20 protein-coding genes are annotated in these 24,459 nt (G+C 69.0%); 11 read left to right on the top strand and 9 right to left on the bottom strand.

Annotated elements, in window-relative coordinates:
• The first annotated feature begins 5 nt into the window (after window positions 1–5).
• Complete coding sequence (locus ACZ5IK_RS41330) at window positions 6–1,379, top strand: MFS transporter (RefSeq protein WP_465492693.1); 1,374 nt, start codon at window positions 6–8, stop codon at window positions 1,377–1,379.
• Between the two features lie 18 nt (window positions 1,380–1,397).
• Here ACZ5IK_RS41330 and ACZ5IK_RS41325 read toward each other — a convergent pair whose 3' ends face one another.
• Window positions 1,398–2,087: an IclR family transcriptional regulator gene (locus ACZ5IK_RS41325; protein WP_465492692.1), complete on the bottom strand. Its 690-nt coding sequence runs from the start codon at window positions 2,085–2,087 to the stop codon at window positions 1,398–1,400.
• Between the two features lie 68 nt (window positions 2,088–2,155).
• Here ACZ5IK_RS41325 and ACZ5IK_RS41320 point away from each other — a divergent pair, with 68 nt between their 5' ends.
• The 6 genes from ACZ5IK_RS41320 to ACZ5IK_RS41295 all read left to right on the top strand — a co-directional run bounded on the left by ACZ5IK_RS41320 (window position 2,156) and on the right by ACZ5IK_RS41295 (window position 8,205).
• Window positions 2,156–2,689, top strand: coding sequence for a flavin reductase family protein (locus ACZ5IK_RS41320; protein ID WP_465492691.1), 534 nt, complete (start codon window positions 2,156–2,158; stop codon window positions 2,687–2,689).
• Window positions 2,690–2,716: 27 nt separating this feature from the next.
• Complete coding sequence (gene hpaB, locus ACZ5IK_RS41315; protein WP_465492690.1) at window positions 2,717–4,174, top strand: 4-hydroxyphenylacetate 3-monooxygenase, oxygenase component; 1,458 nt, start codon at window positions 2,717–2,719, stop codon at window positions 4,172–4,174.
• A 132-nt stretch (window positions 4,175–4,306) separates the two neighbouring features.
• Window positions 4,307–4,753, top strand: a complete 447-nt coding sequence (locus ACZ5IK_RS41310; RefSeq protein ID WP_101608200.1) for a Fur family transcriptional regulator — start codon at window positions 4,307–4,309, stop codon at window positions 4,751–4,753.
• Between the two features lie 34 nt (window positions 4,754–4,787).
• Window positions 4,788–7,022, top strand: a complete 2,235-nt coding sequence (gene katG, locus ACZ5IK_RS41305) for a catalase/peroxidase HPI (protein WP_465492689.1) — start codon at window positions 4,788–4,790, stop codon at window positions 7,020–7,022.
• A gap of 85 nt (window positions 7,023–7,107) precedes the next feature.
• Window positions 7,108–7,863: a ZIP family metal transporter gene (locus tag ACZ5IK_RS41300; protein WP_465492688.1), complete on the top strand. Its 756-nt coding sequence runs from the start codon at window positions 7,108–7,110 to the stop codon at window positions 7,861–7,863.
• 150 nt (window positions 7,864–8,013) lie between these two features.
• Window positions 8,014–8,205 carry a hypothetical protein gene (locus ACZ5IK_RS41295; RefSeq protein ID WP_465492687.1) on the top strand — a complete coding sequence of 64 codons (192 nt, stop codon included), beginning with the start codon at window positions 8,014–8,016 and terminating at the stop codon, window positions 8,203–8,205.
• 8 nt (window positions 8,206–8,213) lie between these two features.
• Here the strand turns inward: ACZ5IK_RS41295 and ACZ5IK_RS41290 are convergent, their stop codons facing one another.
• The 4 genes from ACZ5IK_RS41290 to ACZ5IK_RS41275 form a co-directional block, all read right to left on the bottom strand.
• A complete protein-coding gene (locus ACZ5IK_RS41290; RefSeq protein WP_465492686.1) occupies window positions 8,214–9,653 on the bottom strand; it encodes an alpha/beta fold hydrolase in 1,440 nt (479 codons plus the stop codon).
• Between the two features lie 98 nt (window positions 9,654–9,751).
• Window positions 9,752–10,207: an ester cyclase gene (locus tag ACZ5IK_RS41285; RefSeq protein WP_101608195.1), complete on the bottom strand. Its 456-nt coding sequence runs from the start codon at window positions 10,205–10,207 to the stop codon at window positions 9,752–9,754.
• The gene (locus ACZ5IK_RS41280; RefSeq protein WP_465492685.1) at window positions 10,204–11,100 is read right to left on the bottom strand and encodes a hypothetical protein; all 897 of its coding nucleotides are present in this window, start codon (window positions 11,098–11,100) and stop codon (window positions 10,204–10,206) included. The genes ACZ5IK_RS41285 and ACZ5IK_RS41280 overlap by 4 nt, the downstream gene beginning before the upstream one ends.
• 99 nt (window positions 11,101–11,199) lie before the next feature.
• Window positions 11,200–12,213, bottom strand: coding sequence for an SdiA-regulated/phytase-like domain-containing protein (locus ACZ5IK_RS41275; protein ID WP_465492684.1), 1,014 nt, complete (start codon window positions 12,211–12,213; stop codon window positions 11,200–11,202).
• Window positions 12,214–12,405: 192 nt separating this feature from the next.
• On the opposite strand from ACZ5IK_RS41275, the gene ACZ5IK_RS41270 reads away from it, so the two are divergent.
• From ACZ5IK_RS41270 to ACZ5IK_RS41255, 4 genes are read left to right on the top strand one after another with little or no spacing between them, the layout of a single operon-like run.
• The gene (locus tag ACZ5IK_RS41270; protein ID WP_465492683.1) at window positions 12,406–13,806 is read left to right on the top strand and encodes a fatty acid desaturase; all 1,401 of its coding nucleotides are present in this window, start codon (window positions 12,406–12,408) and stop codon (window positions 13,804–13,806) included.
• Window positions 13,803–13,997, top strand: a complete 195-nt coding sequence (locus ACZ5IK_RS41265) for a ferredoxin (RefSeq protein ID WP_007029462.1) — start codon at window positions 13,803–13,805, stop codon at window positions 13,995–13,997. The genes ACZ5IK_RS41270 and ACZ5IK_RS41265 overlap by 4 nt, the downstream gene beginning before the upstream one ends.
• Before the next feature lie 2 nt (window positions 13,998–13,999).
• Window positions 14,000–15,208 (top strand): NAD(P)/FAD-dependent oxidoreductase, encoded by a 1,209-nt coding sequence (locus ACZ5IK_RS41260; protein WP_465492682.1) that lies wholly within the window; start codon window positions 14,000–14,002, stop codon window positions 15,206–15,208.
• A gap of 1 nt (window position 15,209) precedes the next feature.
• On the top strand, window positions 15,210–15,845 hold the full coding sequence (locus tag ACZ5IK_RS41255; protein ID WP_465492681.1) for a TetR/AcrR family transcriptional regulator: 636 nt from the start codon (window positions 15,210–15,212) through the stop codon (window positions 15,843–15,845).
• Here the strand turns inward: ACZ5IK_RS41255 and ACZ5IK_RS41250 are convergent.
• The 4 genes from ACZ5IK_RS41250 to ACZ5IK_RS41235 all read right to left on the bottom strand — a co-directional run bounded on the left by ACZ5IK_RS41250 (window position 15,819) and on the right by ACZ5IK_RS41235 (window position 24,417).
• Window positions 15,819–16,400, bottom strand: coding sequence for a DEAD/DEAH box helicase family protein (locus tag ACZ5IK_RS41250; RefSeq protein ID WP_465492680.1), 582 nt, complete (start codon window positions 16,398–16,400; stop codon window positions 15,819–15,821). The two genes, ACZ5IK_RS41255 and ACZ5IK_RS41250, sit on opposite strands and share 27 nt — an antisense overlap.
• Before the next feature lie 96 nt (window positions 16,401–16,496).
• Window positions 16,497–17,642 (bottom strand): hypothetical protein, encoded by a 1,146-nt coding sequence (locus tag ACZ5IK_RS41245; protein WP_465492679.1) that lies wholly within the window; start codon window positions 17,640–17,642, stop codon window positions 16,497–16,499.
• Window positions 17,642–18,157, bottom strand: a complete 516-nt coding sequence (locus ACZ5IK_RS41240; RefSeq protein WP_465492678.1) for a SigE family RNA polymerase sigma factor — start codon at window positions 18,155–18,157, stop codon at window positions 17,642–17,644. The genes ACZ5IK_RS41245 and ACZ5IK_RS41240 overlap by 1 nt, the downstream gene beginning before the upstream one ends.
• A gap of 569 nt (window positions 18,158–18,726) precedes the next feature.
• Window positions 18,727–24,417, bottom strand: coding sequence for a CHAT domain-containing protein (locus ACZ5IK_RS41235; protein WP_465492677.1), 5,691 nt, complete (start codon window positions 24,415–24,417; stop codon window positions 18,727–18,729).
• Between the last annotated feature and the right edge of the window lie 42 nt (window positions 24,418–24,459).

The raw sequence follows: 24,459 nt of genomic DNA, 5'->3' as shown, positions 1-24,459 counted from the left end.
CCAAAGTGTCGAATCCAGCGCAGGATGAGCACACATCCGGCCGGACCGCCTCGCCGTCCTCCGACCGGCGCCGGGTCGCGTTCGCGACCGTCGTCGGCACCACCGTCGAGTGGTACGACTTCTTCGTTTACGCGTCCGCGGCAGGGCTCGTCTTCGGAAAGCTGTTCTTCTCCGGCCTCGGGGCGAACAGCACCCTCGTCTCCTTCGCCACCGTGGGCGTGAGCTTCCTGTTCCGCCCGCTCGGCGCCTTCCTCGCCGGCCACTTCGGCGACAAGTACGGCCGCCGCGTCGTCCTGGTGCTCACCCTGATCCTGATGGGCGCCGCGACCACGCTGATCGGCGTGCTCCCGACGTTCGATCAGATCGGTGTCCTCGCGCCGGTCCTGCTGATCCTGCTGCGGATCCTGCAGGGTGTTTCGGCGGGCGGTGAATGGGGCGGCGCCGTGCTGATGGCCGTCGAGCACGCCCCGCCGAACCGGCGGGGACTCTTCGGCGCGTCACCGCAGATCGGTGTCCCGCTCGGCCTCCTGCTGGCTTCCGGTGTCCTGGCGCTGACCAGCCTGCTCGTCCCTGGGCAGGCGTTCCTCGACTGGGGCTGGCGGATCCCGTTCCTGCTCAGCGTCGGGCTGATCCTGGTCGGTCACTACGTCCGGCGGCGCGTCGAGGAAAGCCCGGTCTTCCGGGAGATCGCCGAACGCCGTGAGCGGACCCGGACGCCGATCTTCCAGCTGTTCCGCAAGCATTCGGTGCTCGTCCTGGTGGCCGCGCTGGTGTTCGCGGGCAACAACGCCGTCGGCTACATGACCACCGGTGGCTACATCCAGAACTACGCGACCAACCCGAAGGGACCGATCGGACTCGACCGCGGTCCGGTGCTGTGGGCGGTGACCGCGTCGGCGGCGACCTGGCTGCTTTCCACGTGGGCGGCGGGCGCGGTCTCCGACCGGATCGGCAGGCGGCGTACCTACGTGATGGGCTGGATCGCGCAACTCGCCGGCGTCGCGGTCCTCTTTCCCTTGGTGGACACCGGGAACGTCGTGCTGCTGGCACTGGGGCTGATCATTCTCAGCATCGGTCTCGGCTTCACCTACGGCCAGCAGGCCGCGTTCTACGCGGAACTGTTCCCCGCGTCGATCCGGTTCTCCGGTGTCTCCATCTCCTACGCGCTCGGCGCGATCCTCGGTGGCGCGTTCGCGCCGACGATCGCCACCGCGCTGGTCGGGGCGACCGGTACGTCGATGTCCGTGGCCCTCTATCTGGCGGGGATGACCGTGGTCGGTCTCATCGCCACGTTGCTGCTGCGTGACCGGTCGGGGATCCCGCTCGGGCCGGACCACGAAGCCGAGCAGGCGGTGAGCCCGCTTCGATTCGGTAAGTGATCCCGCTGTCCGTGACGCTCATCCGCCGAGGGCGTCACGGACGGCTTTCGCCGCCGCCTCGAGCCGCTCCGCGAGCTCGGCGGCGGTTCGCGTGCTGGACAGATAGACGACCGCGAGCGCCGCGGGCGCGTGGCCGCGCAGGGGGAGCGGCACCGCGACGGCACTGAGGTTCTCGATCACTTCACCGTGGCTGTCCGCGTATCCGCGGTCAGCCACTTCTCGTACCGCGTCCGTCCAGTTCTCCGACGGCAGCTGGGAAAGGATCGCGCGGCCGGGGGCGCCCGCGGTGAACGGATGCCTGGACCCCGGGCGCTGCGCGACCGACGCGACGGCGTGCCGGGGTTCCACGCTGACCAGGGTCACGCATTCTTCGCGGTCCATCACCGCCACGAAACACGTCATGCCGAGCTCGTTCGCGACCGCGGTCAGCTCGGGCAGCGCGGCGGCCTGCAGATCGTGTTTGATCCCCGCCGCGAGCGCGGCCAGCCGCGCGCCGAGTTCGTACTTCCCGGCGGGCTCCCGGGTGAGCAGCCCGTGATCCTCGAGCGTGCGGATGAGCCGGTACGCGATCGACCGGTGCACGCCGAGCCGTTCGGCGATCTGGTCGACGCTGAGCGCTTCCTGGGCGTCGGCAAGGACTTCGAGCACGCGGACGCCGCGGCTGAGCGTCTGGGACGAGCTCGAAACCTTGCGGGACTCCGAATCCATCGTATACGATCCATTTCGATAGTTGAACTGGCTGTTCGATTATAGAACAGAAATCGGCAGGGTTGCCCATGATGTCACGCGAGACCAGTTTTTCGCCGGGGTCGAATCTCTATCGGCCTCCCGCGCAGTTCTTTCGAGGCTGTCTCGGCCGCTTCGCGACAGGGGTCGCGGTGGTGACCTTCGACGCCGCGACGAAACGGCACGGCCTGACGGTGAACTCCTTCACCGCCGTCTCGATGGATCCGCCGCTCGTGCTCGTTTCCATCCAGCGCACTGTGAAGAGCCACGACCTGCTCGAAGGCCGCCCGTTCGCGGTCAACGTCCTCGGCGCGGAACAAGAGGCGCTCGCGATGAACTTCGCCGGCCGCCCGAGTGCCGAAGGCGCGCCGGTGTGGGTCGAAGGCGGGAACGCGCCACGGCTCGGTGGCGTCCTCAGCTGGTTCGACTGCACGCCGTGGGCCGCCTACGACGGTGGCGACCACACCCTTTTCCTCGGCGAAGTGCGGGAGTTCGACTACCGCTCCGGCGACGCGCTCGGCTTCGTCGACGGCCGGTTTTCGACCATCCACGAATCCGCGCAAGGCCACGAATCCCTGTTCTGACAACGACGTCCCGAGAAGGAGCACGACATGGGAGCCCGCACCGGACAGCAGTACCTCGACAAGCTCAACGCGATGACGCCGGAGCTGTACGTCGACGGCGAGAAGGTGACCTCGAAGGTCGCCGAACACGCCGCGTTCCGGAACAACGCGCTGACCTACGCGAAGCTGTTCGACCTCCAGCACGACCCGGCACACCGCGACGTCCTCACCTACGAGTCGCCGACCACGGGGGAGCGGGTCGGCACCTCGTTCCTGGTGCCGCGGACCGAGGAGGACCTCAAGCGCCGCCGTGCCGCCTTTTCCGTGTGGGCTCAGTACTCCAACGGTTTCCTCGGCCGTACCGGCGACTACATGAACTCGTCGCTCACCGCGCTTTCGACCGCGAAGAAGTTCTTCTCCCAGGCCGACCCCGTCTTCGGAGAGCGCATCGAGAAGTACTACGAGATGGCGCGCGAGAACGACCTCCTCGCGACGCACACGCTGATCCCGCCGCAGGTCAATCGTTCGGTGTCCGGGAGCCAGCAGGGCGGCGGGAACCTTTCGGCGAAGGTGGTCGAGGAGCGGGAGGACGGCATCGTCGTCCGTGGCGCCCGGATGCTCGCCACCATCGCCCCGATCGCCGACGAACTCCTCGTGTTCCCGTCCACCGTCCTGCGCGGCACCCCCGAGGACGCCCCGTACTCCTACGCCTTCGCCGTCCCGAACGACGCGCCCGGGCTGAAGTACTTCTGCCGCGCCGGGCTCCACCACGGCCGCTCGCACTTCGACGAGCCGCTCGCCTCCCGGTTCGAGGAGATGGACGCGGTCGTCGTGTTCGACGACGTGTTCGTCCCGAACGACCGGGTCTTCCTGCTCGGGCACCCGGAACTGTGCAACGCGTGGTACGCCGAGACCGGCGCCGGTGCGCTCATGACCCATCAGGTCGTCACCCGCACACTGGCCAAGACCGAGTTCTACCTCGGTCTCGCCAGTGAGATCGCGGCCGCGATCGGCATCGGCGGATTCCAGCACATCCAGCAGGACCTTTCGGAGCTGATCTCCTACGTCGAGATCGAGAAGGCCGTGCTGCGCGCGGCCGAGGCCGACGGCGCGGTGAGCGAGGACGGCGTCTTCCTGCCCAAGTGGGAAGTCCTCAACGCCGCCCGGAACTGGTACCCCACCAAGGTCTCGCCGCGGCTGACCGAGATCATCCGCAAGTTCTCGGCGTCCGGCCTGATGGCACTACCGGGTGAATCGGACTTCGACGCGGAGGGCCGTCCCGACATCGACACCTACTTGCAGTCGGCCACCCTGCCCGCCAAGGACCGCGCGCGGCTGTTCAAGCTGGCGTTCGACGCTTCGGTCTCGAGCTTCGCCGGGCGGGAGTCGTTGTACGAGTACTTCTTCTTCGGCGACCCGGTGCGGATGGCGGGCGCCCAGGTGAACGCGTACCCGCGGGAGGCGCTGCAGGAGCGGGTGCGAGAGCTGCTGGCGCGCGACGAGTAGAGGACTGGTTGCGGTAGTTGCACGCGCATCCATCGCAACTAGAGGACTACTTGCGAGAGTGGGCGGCGGGGCGCGGACACGCCCGGGATCCGCGAACTTGATTCGTTCCAGAAAATGGGCCAGACTTCGCCCGTGCCCACGACCCCGGAGTTCGAGCGGATGCTGCGCGGGGCCTCCCTGCGCGTGACGCGTCCTCGGGTGGCCGTGTTGACAGCGGTACGCGACCATCCGCACGCCGACACCGACTCGATCATCGGTGTCGTGCGGGCGGAGCTCGGTGAGGTCTCTCACCAGGCGATTTACGACGTGTTGCGGGCACTGACCGCCGCGGGTCTCGTCCGGCGAATCCAGCCGTCCGGATCCGTGGCACGCTATGAGTCCCGTGTCGGGGACAACCACCACCACGTCGTGTGTCGATCATGTGGTGTCATCGCCGACGTCGACTGCGCCGTCGGTCCCGCACCCTGCTTGAGCGCGTCGGACGACCACGGCTTCGTGATCGAAGAGGCCGAGGTCATCTACTGGGGCCTGTGTCCCGACTGTGCTATCGAAACCCGCGCGATCGAACCCCGTTCCTGAGCCCTGCAAGCTCTGAATTCCCGGAAGGATTCCCGTGTCTGACAGCCCGGACGCCGTCGTCGGCGAGATGAACGAAGAGAGCGCGGGCGGCTGCCCCGTCTCGGCGGGGCGCCGCAACCACCCCACCGAAGGCGCGGGAAACCGTGACTGGTGGCCGAATCAGCTCAACCTGAAGATCCTCCGGAAGCACACCGCGGCTTCCGACCCGATGGACGCCGGGTTCGACTACGCCGCCGAGTTCAAGACCGTCGACCTCGACGAACTCGCCAAGGACGTCGACGCCGTTCTCACCACTTCGCAGGATTGGTGGCCCGCGGACTTCGGCCACTACGGCGGCCTCATGATCCGCATGGCGTGGCACAGCGCGGGCACGTACCGCATCGAGGACGGCCGCGGTGGCGCTGGCGCGGGCATGCAGCGCTTCGCCCCGCTCAACAGCTGGCCGGACAACGGCAACCTGGACAAGGCCCGCCGTCTGCTGTGGCCGGTCAAGAAGAAGTACGGCCGCAAGATCTCGTGGGCCGACTTGATGATCTTCACCGGCAACCGCGCCCTGGAGACCATGGGCTTCAAGACCTTCGGCTTCGCCGGTGGCCGCGCCGACGTCTGGGAGCCGGACGAGGACGTGTACTGGGGTCCCGAGCGCACGTGGCTCGGCGACGAGCGCTACACCGGTGACCGCGAGCTCGAGGGCCCGCTGGCCGCCGTGCAGATGGGTCTCATCTACGTGAACCCGGAAGGCCCGAACGGCAACCCGGACCCGCTGGCCGCGGCCCGCGACATCCGCGAGACCTTCCGCCGCATGGCGATGAACGACGAGGAGACCGTCGCGCTGATCGCCGGCGGCCACACCTTCGGCAAGGCGCACGGCGCGGCGAACCCCGACGAGCACGTCGGTGCCGAGCCCGAGGGCGCTTCGATCGAGGAGCAGGGCCTCGGCTGGAAGAACTCCTTCGGCAGCGGCAAGGGCCGCGACGCCATCACCAGTGGTCTCGAAACCACCTGGACCTCCACGCCGACCCAGTGGAGCCACGGCTTCTTCCAGAACCTCTTCGGCTACGAGTGGGAGCTGACCAAGAGCCCCGCCGGTGCCCACCAGTGGCAGCCGAAGGACGGCGCCGGCGCGAACACCGTGCCCGACCCCGAGTCCGGCGAGCTCACGCGCCCGCCGACGATGCTCACCACCGACCTGTCGCTGCGGGTCGACCCGGTCTATGAGCAGATCTCGCGTCGTTTCCTGGACAACCCGGACCAGTTCGCGGACGCCTTCGCCCGCGCCTGGTTCAAGCTGACCCACCGCGACATGGGCCCGATCCAGCGCTACCTCGGCCCGCTGGTGCCGCAGGAGACGCTGATCTGGCAGGACCCGGTGCCCGCCGTCGACCACGAGCTGATCGACGACGCGGACATCGCCTCCCTCAAGGAGAAGCTGCTCGCTTCGGGCCTGTCGGTCTCGCAGCTGGTTTCCACCGCGTGGGCGTCGGCTTCGACCTTCCGTGCGAGCGACAAGCGCGGTGGCGCCAACGGTGCCCGCATCCGCCTCGAGCCGCAGCGCGACTGGGAGGTCAACGACCCGCAGACGCTGGCCCAGGTGCTGCGGACGCTGGAAGGCGTCCAGGAGGCGTTCAACGGCGCCCAGACCGGCGGCAAGAAGGTCTCGCTGGCCGACCTGATCGTGCTCGGCGGCGTCGCGGCCGTCGAGAAGGCCGCCAAGGACGGCGGTCACGACGTCACGGTGCCGTTCACCCCCGGCCGCACCGACGCGACGCAGGAGCAGACCGACGTCGAGTCGTTCGCCGCGCTGGAGCCGACCATCGACGGCTTCCGCAACCACCGCGGCAAGGGCCACCGTCTCCCGACGGAGTACCTGCTCATCGACCGCGCGAACCTGCTGGACCTGAGCGCGCCCGAGCTGACCGTCCTCGTCGGCGGCCTGCGTGTGCTCGGCGCCAACACCCAGGAGTCGAAGCACGGCGTGCTCACGGAGAAGCCGGGGTCGCTGACCAACGACTTCTTCGCGAACCTGCTCGACATGGGCGTTCAGTGGACCGCCGCGGCCGGTGACGCGGAGACCTTCGAAGGCCGCGACCTCGCGACCGGCGAGGTCAAGTGGACCGGTACCCGTGCCGACCTCGTGTTCGGTTCCAACTCCGAGCTTCGCGCGGTGGCGGAGGTCTACGCCAGCGACGACGCCAAGGAGAAGTTCGTCCGCGACTTCGTGGCGGCGTGGGACAAGGTCATGAACCTCGACCGGTACGACGTGGCATGATCCGAGCCTGAACCTGGCTTGACACCGGGCCGGCCGCGTTTCGCGGCCGGCCCGCCGTGTTTCCGCCGGACGAAGGGAGACGGACGTGGGGGACTTGCTGGCGGCGGGCGGCTGGGGCCTGCTGGCCGGGTCGGCGTTGCTGCTCGGGGCGATGGTCGGTTTCCTGGTCCGGATCCCGGGCAAGGCCGTGGCGAGCGTGATGGCCTTCGGCAGCGGTGTGCTGATCTCCGCAGTCTCGTTCGAACTGATCGCCGAGGCGCACGAAAAGGGCGGCTTCCTGCCGACCGCGTTCGGCGCTCTGGGCGGTTCGCTGATCTACACCCTCGCCAACATCGCGCTCGCCCGGCGGGGCGCCCGTCACCGCAAACGTTCGGGCGACCAGCAGACGTCCGAGAAGGAGCAGGCGGGCTCCGGCACGGCCATCGCTCTCGGCGCCCTGCTGGACGGCGTCCCCGAATCGATGGTGATCGGCACCAGCCTGCTCGGCGGCGGGAGTGTCAGCGTCGTGACCGTGGCGGCGGTCTTCATCAGCAATGTCCCGGAAGGACTGTCCAGCGCCGCCGGGATGAAACGGGCGGGCCGGAGTCCGCGCTACGTCTTCACGCTCTGGAGCGGTATCGCCGTGATCAGCGGGGTGGCGGCACTGCTCGGCTACGGCGTTCTCGGTGGGGCGTCCGGCGCCGTCCTGGCCGTGATCACCGCACTCGCGGGCGGCGCGATCCTCGCCATGATCGCCGACACGATGATCCCGGAGGCCTTCGACGACGCGCATCTGTGGACCGGGCTGATCACGGTCGCGGGCTTCCTCACCGCGTTCGGCCTTTCGCGCATCGAGGGCTGAGCGAGGGTGAGCCCGAAGGTGTGAACCACGTCACGCGTTCGGCTTAGTCGAAAAGCACGACGCCGGAATGACGGATAGCTCTGGATGCGAAGGCCCTGGTGACGGACGATTTCGCTGCCGACGAAACACTGAACGCCTGGAGCGAGTCCCATGAAGAACGAAACCTCCGAAAACCTCCGCCTGCTCTTCACCGGCCTCGGGATCGACACCGCGAAGGCGGGCAGTGAGGTCGACCTCGTGATCGACCGCTTCGACAACTGGACCAACAAGGCGCGCGTGGACACCTTCGGATGCTTCACCGGGGCTTGTTGTGTCATCCCACCCTTGGCCGAAGCCAGGTGATCCGCTGATCACCGGCCGGACGGCGGCGGGATCGGCGCTCCGGCGCAGGACCCGTCGCTCGCCGTGCCGGTGGAGAAGAACTCGACGGCCTTGCTCGCACAGGGGAGCGAGGACAGCGAACCGTGGTGATCGTCCTCGATGGTGAGCAGGGCGCCGCCGATCCGCTCGCGCATGGCCAGTGCCCAGCCGATCGGTGTCACCGGTTCGTAGACGTGCCCGACGAGTTGCAGCGGACTCGTTCCTCCGGCGAAGTTCCACGGCTGGACCGGCAACGGCCAGCCCGCGCACCGGCCGTCCCAGAACCCGGGGGAGGCGACGGCCGGGTACGCGCGGATCCGGTCGAGCCGCCGTTGCCAGATCGTCTCGAAGTCGCGAGGGCCCTCGGAGGCGTTGCAGAGGATCGCCGTCTGCTGGAAGGTGTTGGCGCCGTTCGGTTTCACGTCCCAGCCGAATCCGGCGCCTCGCTCGGCCGCGGGTCCGGCCGCGGGCGCGGTGCCGTCACGCAGGGCGGCGAGCGCCTTGGCGGAGTTCGCCCAGTCGCGGCGCGGACCGGCGAGGTAGTTCGTCACGGTCTCGCCGTGGACGTCACGGAGCTTCAGCAGCGCGTCGAGCACCGCGGGCTGGGTGCGCCCGAAGTGGTAGACGGCGTCGTAGCGGGCGATCCAGCCGGCGAACTCCCTGGCGGTGACTTCGCCCGCCGCGATCATCGCGTCGTCCATCGCGCCGACGTCGAGGGTCGGCGCCATGACCGAGTCCAGCAGCATCCGGTCCACCCGGGAGTCGAATCCGGTGCGGTAAGCGGCGCCGAGCGCGGTGCCCCATGAGACGCCGTAGAAGCCGATTTTCGCCTCACCCAGGGCTTCCCGGATCCGGTCCATGTCGCGCGCGACGTTCTCGGTGGTCAGGTTGCGGACGAACTCGGGATCGCCCGCGACGCAACGCTGGTTCACCTTCGCGTCGCGTTCGAAGACGAACCTGGCTTTTTCCTTGTCCGGCAAGGAGGACGGCGGCTCGACATCGTCACCGGGAAGCGACGGACAGGCGATGTCGGCGCTGTAGTGGACACCGCGCGGATCGAACCCGATCAGGTCGTGGCCGGCGCCGATCCCGGCCGCCTTGCTGTCGGTGAGCCACCTCGGCTCGTGGATCCCGGACTGGCCGGGGCCGCCGGGATTCAGCAGGACGACACCTCGCCGCCGGGTGGGATCGGTCGCCTTCTGCCTCGAAACCGCGATGTCGATCTTCCGGCCGTCCGGCTTCGCGTAGTCGACCGGGACGGTCACCATCGCGCATTCGGTGCGCTGATCGTCCGCGGGCTCCCAGCCCTCGGCGACGTCCTTGCAGAGTTTCCACTCCAACGGTGCGGGTGACGCCGAGGCGAGCGCCGGCGTCGCCAGCGCGGCCATCGTCATCGCGAGCAGCACGGTCGCGACCCGGTTGCGGGGCATGGGCGGTTCTCCAGGGCTCGACGGCGGGACTTCGTCAGCCTCGCCGCGGGCCCCGGCCGTCCACATCGGCCGATCGGCCGATGATCACCGGCCGCCGGTCAGACGTCACCCGACGCCAGCAAGGTCAGCAGTTCGGCGTGCCCTGCCTGGGTGATCAGGCTGGCGGCGTCGAAGTAGACGCGCTCGTTGGTGATCCGGTCTCCGTCGAAGAAGAACACCGCGATGATCGGGACGCGGAATGCCTTGCCGGTGGGCGGACGGCCGTAGAACTCGCCGAGGTTGGTGCCGAGCAGGTCGAACTCGACGATGACCGACTCGTCCGCGAAGTGGTAACGGACGTTTTCGTGCCGCTGGTCCGGGAACGCCGTGCGGGTCATGCGGTAGTACCCCATGACCTCCTCGTCGCCGTCGAAGATCTGCCCGGTCGCCATGATCTCGTAGTGCGGGTGGCCGTTGAAGGTGCCCAGCGTGCGGTCGAACTCCTGGGTCACCTCGGTGTCCATGTGCTCTTCGATGATCTTGTGGCGCCGCTCGCGCAGGTCTTCGCTGATCACTGGTCCTCCGGGTCGTTCCTGGTCGCGATCCGCAGACTACCGCCCGCGGCCTCGTCGTCGGTCCCGTAGAGCAGACTGCCGCACGAGCGTGAGAGGCACGTCATGGCCTCGATCTTGTGACCGGGGAAGTCACCGATCTTCGCCGGAACGGGGGAGAGGGCGATCGAACCGTCGGCACGGAGCACACCCGCCGCGTACACGGCCGAATCGAACGGGCCGTCGTCGCCGGGATCGGAGGCGGCCGAGATCAGGACGCGGCCGTCCGCGGTGATCTCGACGTCGGAGGCGTGCCGGACGTCGGTGGCGGGATGGGCGACGCGGAACGGGATCGACTTCGGCTTCTTGAAGGACAGCTTCGAGACCGAGAACTCCGCCGAGTAGAGCGTGGCCGGGCGGGCGTCCTGGCCCCGATCCGCCCAGACCGCGAACAAGCGGTCATTCACCTTCTTCAGCGCGAAACTCTCGTAATTGTCTTCCGGGTCGCCCTTCGGGACCTGGAACGTGCCGAGCACTTTCAAGCGCCGTTCGTGCAGCTTGAGGTGAAAGCCTTTGCCGCCGCTGGCCAGTGCGATGAATTCGCCCGCTTCTCCCGGCACGGCTTCGGCCGCTTCCAGGTCGACGGGGAGTTCGCCCGGCCAGTCGATCGGGTCCACCTTGGACACCCGACCGTGATCGAGACGCACGCGGACCGCCCGGTTCTCTCCGGGCTTCTTGCTGTCTCGCAACACAAGTGCGTCGATCCGAGCGCCGTCCTTGTCGAGGACGGCGACACCGCTGGCGCCGGAAGTCATCCCGGTTCCGATGGATTCCCAGCCGTCGCCCGCCAAAGCCGTCGAGGGGAGGAATAGCGGGATGACCAAAGCCGGGAGAATGGCGAGGGAAGCGAATTTCATGCCGACAAACTAGTTCAGGAGCGGGACGGGACAAAGGCTGGAATCGGTGCAGGAGTTCCGGCGCGGACCCGGGGGATCCGCGCCGGAAACAGGAACCGTTCAGCCGCCGCAGTAAAGGCTGCCGGCGCGGAGCGCGTGGCCCCCTTCGTTCCCGTCATCGGCCCAGACCGCCTGCTTGCCCCCGCGTTCGCAGGTCGGCGAGAGGGCGAAGCCTTCGTTGTTGTAGTTCGGCATCGCGCTCGGACGGTTGAATGTGTCGGTCACGGCGAACTTGCCCCGCGGGGTGACCGAGAGCGTGGTCGAGTTACCGCTGCAGTTGTCGTCGCAGACCGCCCACAGCTTGCCTTTCGAAGCTTCGTACTCGAGGTCCATGATCGAGTCGAGGCCGCTCGCGAAACTCGCGACGCGCGTGTACTTCCCGCCAGCCTGGTCGAGGGCGTAGGCGTAGATCATCCCGTTGCTCTCGAGACCGACGAGATAGAGGCCGGTGCCGTGGCCGGGGTAGGTGGCCGGGTTGTACGGCGCCTTCGTGCGTTCGTCCACGAAACCCGTCGAGGTGAGGGCGCTGTCCGGGATCCACGAGACGGCTTCGAGACCATCGTTGGCCGAGACCTTCGGCAGGTCCGCCGTCAGATCCCATTCGGCCTTGGCGGTGAGGGTCTTGGCCGACCCGGAGACGTCGTACCGGAGCACCTTCAGAGCGCTCTTCTTGCTGTTGTCACCGTCGCGCTCGGTGGCCGTGACCACGCCGTCCGGGGTGGCCACGACGGCCTCGGCGTCGGGATCGCCCTTGCCGTTGCGGTAGCGCAGGGCCTTGCCGGACGACCAGCCGTTGGCCGTGTCCGGCCGCCACGTCGTGCCGTTGCGCACGAGGCGGTACAGCGTGCCGGGGCCGTTCTTCACCGCCCACAGGACGTCGGCGCCTTGGAAGGACAAACCGCTCATGTTGCCGCCGAGGACGTCCGAATCGTCGACGTTCGTGACGGCGGAACCGCCTGGCCAAGGGCTGTTCGCGGCGGTGCTCGCGGTGGCGGTGGTGGCGGGCAGGACCAGCAGGACCGCGGCGACGGTGGCCACGGCAGCGGGGCGGATCCGGCGAGGTGATCGGGGCATTCGCGCTCCTTCGGGGCGGACGAAGTGGATCGCGGCGTGTCGTCACAAGTTAAGTAAGTTTCCTAACAAATACAAGATATCGCCAAACTCTCACGAAATGAAGCAACGGCGGGTTTACAAATAGTGACTACTTGTCAAACCGGGTGTACATCACCTACAGTTTTGTAAACCCAGCCAACGGAGGAGGGTGCGATGAGCGAGATGACGGGCACGATCCCGGAGGGCTCGACCGAGCGGTGGACCGACCGCAAGCGATACCTGTGGCTGATCGGCCTGGTGGTCCCCTCGCTCGCGTTCCTCGCCATCGGGCTGTACGCGGCCACCGGATGGGGCGTGTGGTTCTGGATCGGGCCGATCGTGATCCTGGTGGTCGTGCCGCTGATCGACCTGATCGCCGGGCTGGACCGTGACAACCCGCCGGACGACGTCATCGAACGGCTGGAGAAGGACCGCTACTACCGCTGGATCACCTTCGCGTTCCTGCCCATCCAGTACGCGGGTTTCGTGGCCGCGTTCTGGCTGATCTCCCGCGGCGATCTGTCCGTTGTGGACAAGATCGGCCTGGCGATCTCGATCGGCTGCATCGGCGGCATCGGCATCAACACCGCGCACGAACTCGGGCACAAGAAAGAAAGTCACGAGCGTTGGCTGTCGAAGATCGCGCTGGCACAGAGCTTTTACGGTCACTTCTACATCGAGCACAACCGTGGGCACCACGTCCGGGTGGCGACCCCGGAGGACCCGGCCAGCAGCCGGGTGGGGGAGAGTTTCTACCGGTTCTGGCCGCGCACGGTGTTCGGCTCGCTGAAATCCGCGTGGGGCCTGGAGCGCAAGCGGTACGCCCGGCGTGACCGGCATCCGTTCCGGATCGGCAACGACGTGCTCAACGCCTGGCTGATGTCGGCGGTGCTGTGGGCGGCGCTGACCGTGTGGCTGGGGCCGGGAATCCTGCCGTACCTGGTGATCCAGGCGGTGATCGGGTTCTCGCTGCTGGAAGTCGTGAACTACATGGAGCACTACGGGATGCGGCGGCAGAAGGTCGGCCCGCCGAACCGCCGGCGCTACGAACGGGTGGATCCCAGCCACAGCTGGAACTCCAACAACATCGCCACCAACGTCCTGCTCTACCACCTGCAGCGGCACAGCGATCACCACGCCAACCCGACCCGCCGCTACCAGACCTTGCGCGATTTCGCGGAATCGCCCGTCCTGCCGACGGGCTATGCCGGGATGATCGTGCTGGCGCTGTTCCCGCCGGTCTGGCGCCGCGTGATGGACCCGCGGGTGCTCGCGCATTTCGACGGCGACATCTCGCGCGCCAACATCCAGCCGTCGAAGCGGGGCAAGATCCTGGCGCGCTACGGAACCCGCGTGACCGCGCCGTCCCAGGTCGTCACCGACACACACGGCGACGCGACCGAGGGCGGGATGTGCCCGGGCTGCGGCTACGTCTACGACGAGAAACTCGGCGACCCGCGTGAGGGTTTCCCCGCCGGAACCCCGTGGTCGGCGATCCCGGATTCGTGGTGCTGCCCGGACTGCGGAGTGCGGGAGAAGGTCGACTTCGTGGCACCGGGAAGGGTCGGAGCATGATGAAGATCGAGGCGGACCGCGCGAAATGCGACGGGCTGGGCATGTGCGAAGCGATGGCGCCCGACTTCTTCGAGGTCGGTGACGACGGCACGGTCGTGGTGCTCGACGAGCGGCCCGGCGAGGAACACCGGCAGGATCTGTCGGCCGCCGTCGACGCTTGCCCGGTTCTCGCCTTGAAACTGCGGGACTGACCATGACACTGGTCGTCGTGGGAGCCTCGCTGGCCGGTCTGCGCGCGGTGGAGGCGGCGCGCCGGGACGGCTACCGCGGGCGGATCGTGCTGATCGGCGCGGAAGATCACCCGCCGTACGACCGGCTTCCGCTGTCGAAGGCCTTCCTCGACGCGGAAGGCCCCGGGCGGATCGATCCGTTCCACAGCGTGTCCGCACTGCGTGACGAACTCGGCGTCGAGCTGGTGCTCGGCGCGGCCGCGGACGGGCTCGACACCACCGCGCGCGAAGTGGCGGTGGACGGCTGGACCGTGCCCTATGACGCGCTGGTGATCGCGACCGGCGCCACCGCGCGGCGGCTGCCCGGGAGCGAGGGAATCGCCGGGGTCCACACCCTGAGGACCGCCGAGGACGCCCTGGCGGTGCGTGCCGCGCTCGACCGCGGGGCCCGCACGGTCGTGGTCGGGGCGGGTTTCATCGGCTCGGAAGTCGCCGCCGCGGCCCGGAAACGGGGGCTGCCGTCGACGATCGTCGAGGCACTCGACGTCCCGCTCACCCGATCCGTCGGGGCCGAAGCCGGTGCGATGTGCGCCTCGCTGCACCGGGAGGCAGGCACGGAGCTGCGGCTGTCCACGAAGGTCACCGGCCTGGAATCCGACAACGGGGTGGTGACCGGCGTCCGGCTCGCGACCGGCGAGGTGCTGCCCGCGGACCTGGTGGTCGCCGGCATCGGCGTCGTCCCGGCCACCGGCTGGCTGACCGGGAGCGGAGTCCCGCTGCACGAGCTCGACGGTGGTGTGGTGTGCGATGCCACGCTCGCGACCGGCGTGCCCGGCGTGTACGCCGCCGGAGACGTCGCGCACGCCGAGAACCCCCTGTTCGACGGCGAACTGATGCGGCTCGAACACTGGACGAACGCCGCGGAGCAAGGTGCCGCGGCCGCTCGTCACGCGCTGTCCCCGGAGTCGGCACGTGCGCTGGCGCCGGTGCCGTACTTCTGGTCGGACTGGTACGACCACCGGATCCAGTTCGTCGGCACCCCGCACGCGGACGAGGTGGTGACCGCCGTCCCGGCCTCCGGTGGGTTCACCGCGCTGTACCGGCGCGGGGACCGGATCGTCGGCGCGCTGACCGTCGACCGGCCGCGCGAGATCATGAAGTACCGCCGCCACGTCGCCGGACGAACGCCGTGGCCGGAGGCGCTGGCGTTCGCCGCCTCGACGGCGGCTTAGAATGACGATCATGAGCGAGGCACCCTCAGCCGCGGCCACGGGTGGCCCGTACCGGCAGCCGATCGTCGCGTCGGCGATCGAGCTGACCGTGCGTTCCGGCTGGGCCTCGGTGACGATGAGCAAGCTCGCGGAGATCGTCGGCGTCAGCCGTCAGACCGTCTACAACGAACTCGGCTCGAAGACCCAGCTTGCCGAAGCGATGATCTCGCACGAACTCGCGAGGTTCCTTTCGGTCGTGCGAGACGCCTTCGAGCGGCACCCCGACGACCTGGTCGAGGCGATCCACGACGCCGTCCGAGGCGTCCTCGAACTCGCCGACGACAACCTCCTGCTGCGTGCCATCGTCTCGGCCACGCACGGCGCCGACACCGAGTTGCTGCCGCTGCTGACCGTCCGGGCAGGCAGCCTGCTGGGCGAAGCGACGATCATGCTGCGCGGCCGCGTGCGCGACTACGGGCCGCCGCTGGACGCCGACCAGCTCGACGTCGCGATCGACGTCGTGGTCCGGACGGTGCTGAGCCACATCATGCAGCCGTCGGACACTCCCGCGCGCACGGCCGACGCGCTGGCGTGGATGGCCTCGCGGGTCCTCGGCACGAGCACGACCCGGTCACTGCGGCATCTTTCGCAGGATTAGGGCCGCGGCCTCGGCCGGGCTCAAGTGGGTGTTGTCGATACGCAGGTGATCGTGCTGCTCGATCAAGCCCTGGGCGTGGACCCGGCGGGTTCCGCCGGTGTTCATGACGTAGTCGCGGTCGAGTTCGAGAAGGCTGACGCGCGAGAACTCGAGATCACGCTCGCTGGGCTTGCGATCGAGGCGGAGCTCGGTGGAATTGCGCCTGAGCCGCTCGTCGAGATCCGCGTACAGCTCGACGAACCGCGTCCGCCCGCCGCGTGACCGGACGATGTCGACGTACGAGCCGATGAGCTCGGCGTCCTCGGGCAGGTCCAGACCCCAGACGTTCGTGTACACGAGGCCGGGCAGGCCCGCGTCGGCCGCCTCCTCGATGACGCGGCGTCGGAACTCGTTGACGAGCCTGCCGAACGGCGGCGAGCCGAACGGGAAGATCCCGAGCACCGGCTCGACGGCCATGTGGTTGTGGAACAGCTTGAACCCGGTGAGTTCGCACAGCTTCTCGCCGACGGTCATCTTGCCGACGGCGGGCGGTCCGAAGATCACGACGAACTCCACCCGAGTCACGGTAGCGGGCCCGTAACGGGCACCGAGGGAGCAGGGCCGGCCACACTCTCGGTCCGCCCTTGTCGGCGCTCGGCTGGAGCCGATGGTTCAGCGCACGAGAGGTTGGCTGGTCCAGCCAGCGCGGTCCGCGTGGACGGTAAGGCCGCGGTAGACGCCGAGTACGCCGTCCGGTCCCAGCGGGGCGGCATCGGCGGCCGATGTGGCGTCGATGAACAGGTCGGCCTGGAGGCCGTCGATGTCGGAGACGGACAGCCGGTCTGAGTACTGCGGCGTCCCGAGGTGGTCTCCGTCGAAGGTGTCGCGGCGGGCGGGGTGCCCGTCGACGGTGGTGTTGGGCACGAGGCCGTCGGTGCCGGGGTGGACGGACACGCTCAGGGCCGGTCCGTGCCCGTCGGGGCGGAGGTTCAGGTCGAGGGTGGCGCGCCATGCGCCGCCGAGGCCGCCTTCCTCGATCTCGCCCGCCGTCGGCCGGATCTCAGGGGACAGGCCGGTGAGCTGGAAAGGGAAGCGCAATCGTTCGGCACCGTCGGTGCGTAGCGCCTCGGCGATGCGGCGGGCGGTCTCGCGCGGGTAGCCCTTGAGCCGGGAGACGGACAACTCGGCCCAGCCGTCGGCGGCGTAACGCCACTTCAGGATGAGTGTCCCGGAGTCACCGGGCACCCCTACCCAGTACGCCGGGGCGCCGTTGACGGCAGGGGCGCCGGTCACCGGCCCGTAGGGCACCATCCGTGTGCCCTCGCCGGGAAGCTGTGTCTCGATCGGCCGGTCGGTCAGGGGGGCGACGCCGGCGGCGTAGAGGCGCACCTCGACGTGCGTCGCGGGGAGGGTCACACCCGGACCGTTGGCCGGGTCCGGAACGAACCTCGAAGCCTTCAAAGTCAGCCGCTCGCCGTTGATCGACGTGGTGCGCCAGTCCAGCGTGTCCTGCTCGGGCAGCCAGCCGAACGAGGCGTAGCGCACCAGCGGGTCGAACCGCGCAGGCGCACTGGGGGCCGGGGCGGCCGCGGGCGGCGGGGCGGAAGAACCGGTGGGCGGCGGCGAACGGTCGATGACGGCGTACGTCAGGGTGGTGGCCAGCCCGGCGACGAGGACCGACGCCGCGACCGAGGTCGCCGTGCGGACCCTCCGCCCGCGCCGGGCCGTGGTCACCGCGCCCACGACGTCGACTCGGGACGGGGGAGCGGGGGTCTGGGCAAGATCGTCCAAGAGGGTGCGCACATCCTGCTCGTCCATCAACTGCTCCTCTTCGCGGCCGGCGAGACCGGTGACGGGGTATCGGCCAGCACGCGCCGCAGCGCGTCCAGGCCACGTGCGGTTTGACTTTTGACGGTTCCCGGAGAACAGCCCAGAACGTCGGCGGCCTGCTCCACGCTCAGATCGCAGTAGAACCGCAGCACGAGAGTGGCCCGTTGCCGCGGCGGCACGGTGGCCAGCGCGGTCCGCACCGCTACGCGACTGGCGTGGTCCGGCTCCCCTCCGGCGTGGTCCGGCGGCTCGGCCATCAGCCGGACCCTCGACCCCCACCGGCGCCGCTCGCCCAGAAACGAGCGCACCAGGATCGTGCGCGTGTAGCCGTCCAGGTTCTCCACCTGCGAGGCTCGTTTCCAGTGCCGGTACAGCTGCGTGAACGCCGTCTGCACCACGTCGTCGGCCCGGTGCCAGTCCTGGGTCAGCAGGTAGGCCGTCTGACGCAGCCAAGGCAGCCGTGTCGTCGCGTAGTCGACGTAGTCACGGTCTTGCTCGCGCACGGTCTCTCCTGTCCTCGGCGGCTCCCACCCCCTAATGCGCCGGGCGGCCAGAAGGTTGCACGGTGGATCGCGTCGGCCCTATCTGCCTCACATCAACCCCGCACGGCACCGGGAGGTGGGCGTTCAGGTCAGCCGTGGCCGAGCTCGGTCCGGTGCCACACGGCCGGCACGCCGCCTGACCTCGCCTTTGCTTTGCGAGGAAATGCCACGGATTTGAGACTGAATAAGGGTGGCAAGCGAGAGGACTCAACTCCGAGTGGCGGCCAGCACGGTGGCGGCTCGATCATTCTCGTGTTGTTGGCCGGGGAAGACGGCGGTGACTCGTGCGTAGCCCGCCATCCAGACTGAGGCAGCAGCTGCTGGAGTTTGGCCTCGGAAACATGAATCAGCTCAAGCACAAGCTCATGGTGCCCCAACCGAGGAACAGCCCTCGACTAACACGCGACCGCCCCAAGCGGTAGGCAGATCCCTCGGACCTTGATCGGCGTGGAGGCAGCCAGACTGACACGCCAGTCGCCGCGAGCACTGGCTGACTCTCGGTGCGAGGGTCGAGTCATGCGCCCCGTAGTTCACGGTCCGAAGTGGACGTATGAGGCCCAGATGGCCGGGTCGCGGGGAGCCGAGTCGCGCAAGGCACGCACGGTGCGGTGGAGCAGATGGGCGGTGCCGTCGAGACGCAGGCCCGAAGGTCCGAGCAGCTCGGTGTACATCATCTTGGTCACCTCGACCGCGGTCCGGTCCGTGATGGTCCACAGGGTGGCGATCACCTGCCGGTAACCCGCGAGCTGGAGTGCCGCGGCGAGGTGGATGGCCTCGTCGGGCAGGGTCGTGCCACCGATCGCCGTGCTGCAGGCCGACAGGTAGGCGAGTTCGGCGTGCTCGAGATCCAGCTCCGCGACCTCGAGCACGGTCAGTGGTTTGTCCCACAGGTAGAGACTGCCCGTCGAGGGCTGTTGCAGGTTTTGTCCGCCATGGCAGGCGAAATGTGCGAGGGCGTGGGTGCGCAGGTCGGCGGTGATCGCGGCGTGAGTGGCGGTGCCGGCGACACGCGACGTGCGACCGAGGGGGATCGCGCGAGAAAGGAACTCGGCTTCCTCGCGGGCGCAGGGCAGCGGGCACAGGTCCGGGGAGCCTGGAACCGGTGGGGTCTCTGGCATGCTGACCACGAGGACACGTCGGTCGGCGGGCTCGACGGCGTCGGCGGTGTTCGCCTTCGCCAGCGCGCGCAGTGTCGGCGTGTAGGACGACACCGCGCGGTCGATCACCGTGCGCCCGGTGGGGGTCTCGGCCGGGTCGTGGTAACCGGCGGCGTGCAGCGGGAGCAGGGTGAGTGATCCGGTGGGGCACCACCACAGTCGCGGCAACGGCTCGTCGTGGCCGGTGTAGCCCAACCGGGTCAGCACCGGATCGGCGACGGTGTCCCACAACCATTCCAGGGTCGCGTGCACCGTTTGCCTGGCGCCGGTGGTGGCGAAGTCGCCTGGCCCGCCTGGATTTTCCAGCAGCTTCAACGCCCGCAGGTACCCCTCTGCCCGTCGCCCGGCCTCCACGAACGACAGAGCAGGCAGCGGAACATGCTCGACGTCGCGGTCCCGGTGCACGATCAAGGCGTCACATCGGGCTTCGTCGACGTTGAGCAGGACGACGGGACCGTCGGGCAGACCCTCGCGCAGGGTGGCCAGCGGCGGGATCCGCAGTAGGTACTCCAGTCCCGGCAAGGCGCGTGCTTCGGCGAGCAACCGGTCCCAGTCCTCGGCCAGCTTGATCCGGTCGGACCGCATGCGCTGGCTCGGGTCGCTCCACGGATCGGTCGTGGCGGCGGCCTCCGGGATGTCGGGCACGGTCGTGGCCGCCAGCTTCGTCGCCACGGCACGCAGCCGATCGTGCAACGCGAGGTCACGTTCCCGCAGCATCGACAGGTCGTCCCTGGTCTGCAACGCCTGCGACCACAACACGGAGCGGCCTTGCTCGAGCAGTTCCACGGCGCGGCCGGGGTCACCGGCCTCCAGCGCCGCGGCGGCGGCCATCCTCGCCAGGCCTTCCCACACCGTCAGCCTGCGCTCGCGCGCGTCGCGTTCGACGCCGTGCCAGGCCACCTGGGGTATCAGCGCGACAGCGACGCCGAACGCCTCCGTCGCGGAGGCCCAGTCGCGCTGCCGGACGGCCGACTCGGCCCACAATCTGGCCGCGGCCGCCCGAAACGCCGGTGCCGTGGCGGGAGATTCGACCGCGGTCCGGTAGGCGGCGGCCGCGGCGTCGAGGCCGCCCCCGCCTTCGACACGCCTGCGCTCGTGCAGCCTTCCCAGCGTCACCCAGGCCAGCGCGACCCGAGGGTCACCGGCGGTCATGCTGTCGATGGCCCGTCCGGCCAACTCGATCGACTCGGCCGCGTCCGCGTCGTCACCACCGCGGTCGTACCTGGTGTGCAGCGCGGTCGAAAGGCTGAGGACGCACATCGGGTACATCGAGTGCGTCACGTCGGTGATCGCGATCGCCTCCCGGACGAGTGCGACGGCCCGGTCCAGCGCGTCCCGGCCCGGGCGCCGGTCACGGCGGGTGCGCAGCAGCCCCGCCAGGTTCACCAGGATCTCCCTCCGGTTCGGGCTCTGGGGCGTGCTGCGGTCCACCGCCTCGTTCAAGGCGGCGACCGCGGCGTCGAGGTCCGCGGTGTCGCGCCTTTCCAGGTACCGGATGTGCAGCGCGGTCCCGAGGTTCATCAGGCACATCGACACCGCCGGGTGGTCCGCCGGCGCGGCGGCGACGGCCGATCGCCCGGCGTCCACGGCGGCGTCGAGGTCGGCGGCCGAGCCGAGCAGACCCGCCCGGGTACGTAGCGCGTTGGACAGGTTGGTCAGCATGATGGGCCGCATCGTGTGCCCGGGGTGGGCGTCCTCCGCCGCCTCGAACAACGCGTCGATGGCGGCGTTGAGGTCGGAAACCGTTCCGGTCCGATCGAACCGGGACCACAGTGCCAGCCCCAGCGCCATCAGGTTGACCGCCGAGGCGATGTACCAGTTGGGCGAGCGTGCGGCCTCGCGGCCCAAGTCGATGGCGGCGTCGAGGTCGTCGAGATCGCCCGTGGCCAGCGATCTGGTCAGCAGGCCGATGGCCAGAGCGGTGACATGGACACCCCGTTCGGCCGGTGTCGTGCCCGGCAGGGTCGCGGCGCGCTCGGCGGACGCGATGGCCTCGTTCAGATCGGCGCGCTCCGCCAGGACGCTGTACCGGCCACGCAGTGCGTACGCCAGCTCGGATAAGGCGTTCGCCGCTATCGCGTTGTTCGTGCCCGCGGCGGCCACCCCACGGCGCAGCACCTCGATCGACTCGGCCACCACCTCGATGTCGCCGGTCCGCTCGAACCGCAGGGCCAGCAGGGTGCCCAGCGTGATCAGCGTGTGAGCCCGGTTGGTCTCCTCGTCCTGGGTGTGGGCGAGGACCTCTCTGCCGATTTCGATCGCTTCGGTGAGCAGAGGCTCTTCTCCGGTGTTGAGAAAACGCAGGCGGAGCGTGCCTGCCAAGAGGATCCCGGCCGTGATCCGGCCTGGGTTCGCCACTGGTAGCCCGTCACCCGCGGCTTCCAGCAGTTCACTCGCCTCGGCGAGCGCGACCGGGTCGTTCGACCACTGCCCGTGAAGCGACAGCGCGCTTCCCAGGATCAGGCTGAATTGGGCCGTCTGGTCGCGCGATCCGGACGAAGCAAGACCGGGCCGCAGCACCGCGATCGCCTCGTCCAGATCCGCGGTGGAGGCCATGGCCTGGAAGCGGGCTCGCAGGGCGAAGCCGAGATAGACCCGGAGCGTCGGCAGGTCTGGATCGTCCGCCCTGGCCCGGCCGAGCAGCGAGCGCAGCGCGTCGACGGCCTCGGTGAGATCGGCGGGGTCGCGGGCCCACTCGTACCGGTCGGTCTGTGCGGCCGCGACATTCCCCGCCAGCAGCAATACATCGGGGCTGGTCCGGAGGGCCGCCTTGCCGCTGTCGATCGCCTCGGTCAGTGCGCTTTCGTCGCCATAGCGGTAAAAGCGGATGCGAAGCACCTGGATGAGGTTGTTCACGAGCATGGTCCGGTTCATTCCGGTGGCCTGCGCCAACGCGGCCCGCAGTGTCGTGGCCGCCGCCTCCAAGTCCGCTTTGGCACCGGTGTTCTCGTAGCGGGACATAAGCGCGTTGCCCAGGGTGAGGGTGACCATCACCGCCGGGACCTCGCCGGGTGGCGTTGCCGCGTAGCAGGTTTCGATGGCTTCGGTCAGCTTCTCGGGGTCGCGCTCCGAGGTGGCCGTCGAGGTCAGGAGCGCGGCCAGAATGCCGAGCATCCGATAACGGCTCGAGTCGTCCGCGCCGGTGGCGGCGAGCGCTGAGCGGATCAGCCGGGTCGCCGTCTCCCTGTCGGCAGGCTCGCCCCTGGCTTCGAAGCGTCGCAGGTGTGCCAACGCGGTGTCCGCCCGCAGGTCGGGCAGTTCGGGGCCGTCCGCGGGCAGGGCCTCGACGACCCGGCACAACGCGGCGACGGACTCGTCGAGGTCGGCCGGGTCCGAATTCCGGCTGTACCGGACGCTGAGTGCGTTCGAGAGGGCGGACGAACACTGCGTCAACGCGGGGGCGTCGGGAGCCAGCGGCACCATCGCCCGCAGCGTCTCGATCCGTTCGTCGAGGTCCGTCGCCTGGCCTGTGCGCGAGAAGCGCCACCGCAGCAGCTCCGCCAGTTGCCAGAGCTGCTGGCCACGGATCAACGTGTGACCGGGGATGCCCTGCGCGGCCGCTCTCGTCGTCTCGATGGCTTCGCCGAGCTCACTGTCATCGATCGCGCCGACGGTGCCCGCCAGCTTGATCGCCTCGAACAGCGCCATCGACAGGGCCGTGAGCATCGGCGCCCGGCCGTGTGGACCGCCCGCCCCGGCCGTCTTCGCCTCACGAAGGACGTCCACGGCTTCCCGGAGGACCTCCTGGCCACCGGTTGCCCGGTACTGACGGCGAAGTGACTCACCGAGGGACAGCAGCGCGGTCCCTCGAAGCGGACTGTCCGCGGGCAGTCCCGCCAAGGTCGCTCTCGCCGCGCTTATCGCCTCGGCAGGGTCCGTGGTGCCGTCTCGCAGCACGGTCGCCAGCGTGGCCTCGACCGTCCACCTCAGCGGGTGGCCTTCTCCGATGGCCGCGTCGGCCTCCCTGGCCAGTGCGATGGCTTCGGCCAGGTCGGCTTCGTCGGGACCATCAGGTGTGGTGAAGGCCGAGGCATACGCGAACCGGGTCTGGAGCGAGCTCGCGAGGTTGAGCTTCGCGGTGACATGCGACTCGCTGCCCTCGGGGAGGCTCCTCAGCGCCTCCCGCAGGTATCGGACGCTTTCGGCGATGTCGGTGGGTTCGCCCGTACGGACGAACCTGACCCGCAGGGCGCTGCCTCGCAACAGGAGCGCTTCACCGAATGCCGGGTCTTCCGGAGCGCAGTTCGCGAGGACTTCCTTGGTCACCTCGACGTACTCCTCGACCACGGCGAGCGGACCGCCGGTATTGCACTGGGTCTCCAAGGCCAAGGCGAACTGCGACAAGTAGGCGACGCGATTCGGTTCACCGGGCGGCAGGGACGACACCGCTTCGCGCAGGAGCACCGTGCTGTCGGCGAGGTCCCGTTCCTGCCCGCGGATGCCGAACCGGGTGAGCAGAACGACCCCGAGCGGAAACCGGACCGCCGCGGTCATCGGGTGCCCGGCCGGCTCGAGAGCCGCGCGGCCCGCCGCGACGGCGTCGTCCAGATCCGCCTCGGCGGTCGTCCGTTCGAAGCGCTGATTCAACAGCACCATCAGGTTGAGGCGGTGCGCCGGACGGTCGGCCTCGCTGCCGACGTCGACGGCGGCTCGGCATGCGGCCACCCCCAGGTCGGTCAGGACGGGATCCGCGGCCGCCAAAGCGACGTCGGTGATCACCGACGCGTAGAAAGGTCCAAGCTCCGCGGGTGTGAGTCCCGGATAGCGGTTCTCCTGAAGCCAGCTGAGCACCGGCGGTGGCACTACGCCGGGAAAGGATTCGGCGAGCGGGGCGAACAGTTCCGTACAGGTCTGGATATCAGGCCCGACGCTGCCCGGCGGCAGGGCGCAATGCCGCAGCCAGTGCAGCATTCCGAGTTCTCGAAGCATCTCGGGAGGCAGGCCGGTACCGATGGCTGGCAGGACCAGGCGGGCGGCGTCCGCCACGGCAGCGGGTGTGGTGACCTCGTCGGCCTCGCCTGTTTCCAGACAACGGCGAATGCGTTCCAAGAGCGAGATGTCCACTCCTCCTTCGCCACCCACTACGGTGCGGTAGACGATTCAGGA

This window comes from Amycolatopsis sp. NPDC031561 (assembly GCF_055580625.1).
Note: the sequence above shows the minus strand (reverse complement) of the source record. Positions and strands in the feature narration are given on the sequence as shown.

Bases quoted from the DNA above. Each gene is read 5' to 3' on its own strand.
- ACZ5IK_RS41320 (WP_465492691.1), top strand. From the start codon at position 2,156: ATGATGTCACGCGAGACCAGTTTTTCGCCGGGGTCGAATCTCTATCGG.
- hpaB (WP_465492690.1), top strand. From the start codon at position 2,717: ATGGGAGCCCGCACCGGACAGCAGTACCTCGACAAGCTCAACGCGATG.
- ACZ5IK_RS41280 (WP_465492685.1), bottom strand. From the start codon at position 11,100: ATGAAATTCGCTTCCCTCGCCATTCTCCCGGCTTTGGTCATCCCGCTA.
- ACZ5IK_RS41270 (WP_465492683.1), top strand. From the start codon at position 12,406: ATGAGCGAGATGACGGGCACGATCCCGGAGGGCTCGACCGAGCGGTGG.
- ACZ5IK_RS41290 (WP_465492686.1), bottom strand. From the start codon at position 9,653: ATGCCCCGCAACCGGGTCGCGACCGTGCTGCTCGCGATGACGATGGCC.
- ACZ5IK_RS41275 (WP_465492684.1), bottom strand. From the start codon at position 12,213: ATGCCCCGATCACCTCGCCGGATCCGCCCCGCTGCCGTGGCCACCGTC.
- ACZ5IK_RS41260 (WP_465492682.1), top strand. From the start codon at position 14,000: ATGACACTGGTCGTCGTGGGAGCCTCGCTGGCCGGTCTGCGCGCGGTG.
- ACZ5IK_RS41325 (WP_465492692.1), bottom strand. From the start codon at position 2,087: ATGGATTCGGAGTCCCGCAAGGTTTCGAGCTCGTCCCAGACGCTCAGC.
- ACZ5IK_RS41265 (WP_007029462.1), top strand. From the start codon at position 13,803: ATGATGAAGATCGAGGCGGACCGCGCGAAATGCGACGGGCTGGGCATG.
- ACZ5IK_RS41255 (WP_465492681.1), top strand. From the start codon at position 15,210: ATGACGATCATGAGCGAGGCACCCTCAGCCGCGGCCACGGGTGGCCCG.
- ACZ5IK_RS41245 (WP_465492679.1), bottom strand. From the start codon at position 17,642: ATGGACGAGCAGGATGTGCGCACCCTCTTGGACGATCTTGCCCAGACC.
- ACZ5IK_RS41295 (WP_465492687.1), top strand. From the start codon at position 8,014: ATGAAGAACGAAACCTCCGAAAACCTCCGCCTGCTCTTCACCGGCCTC.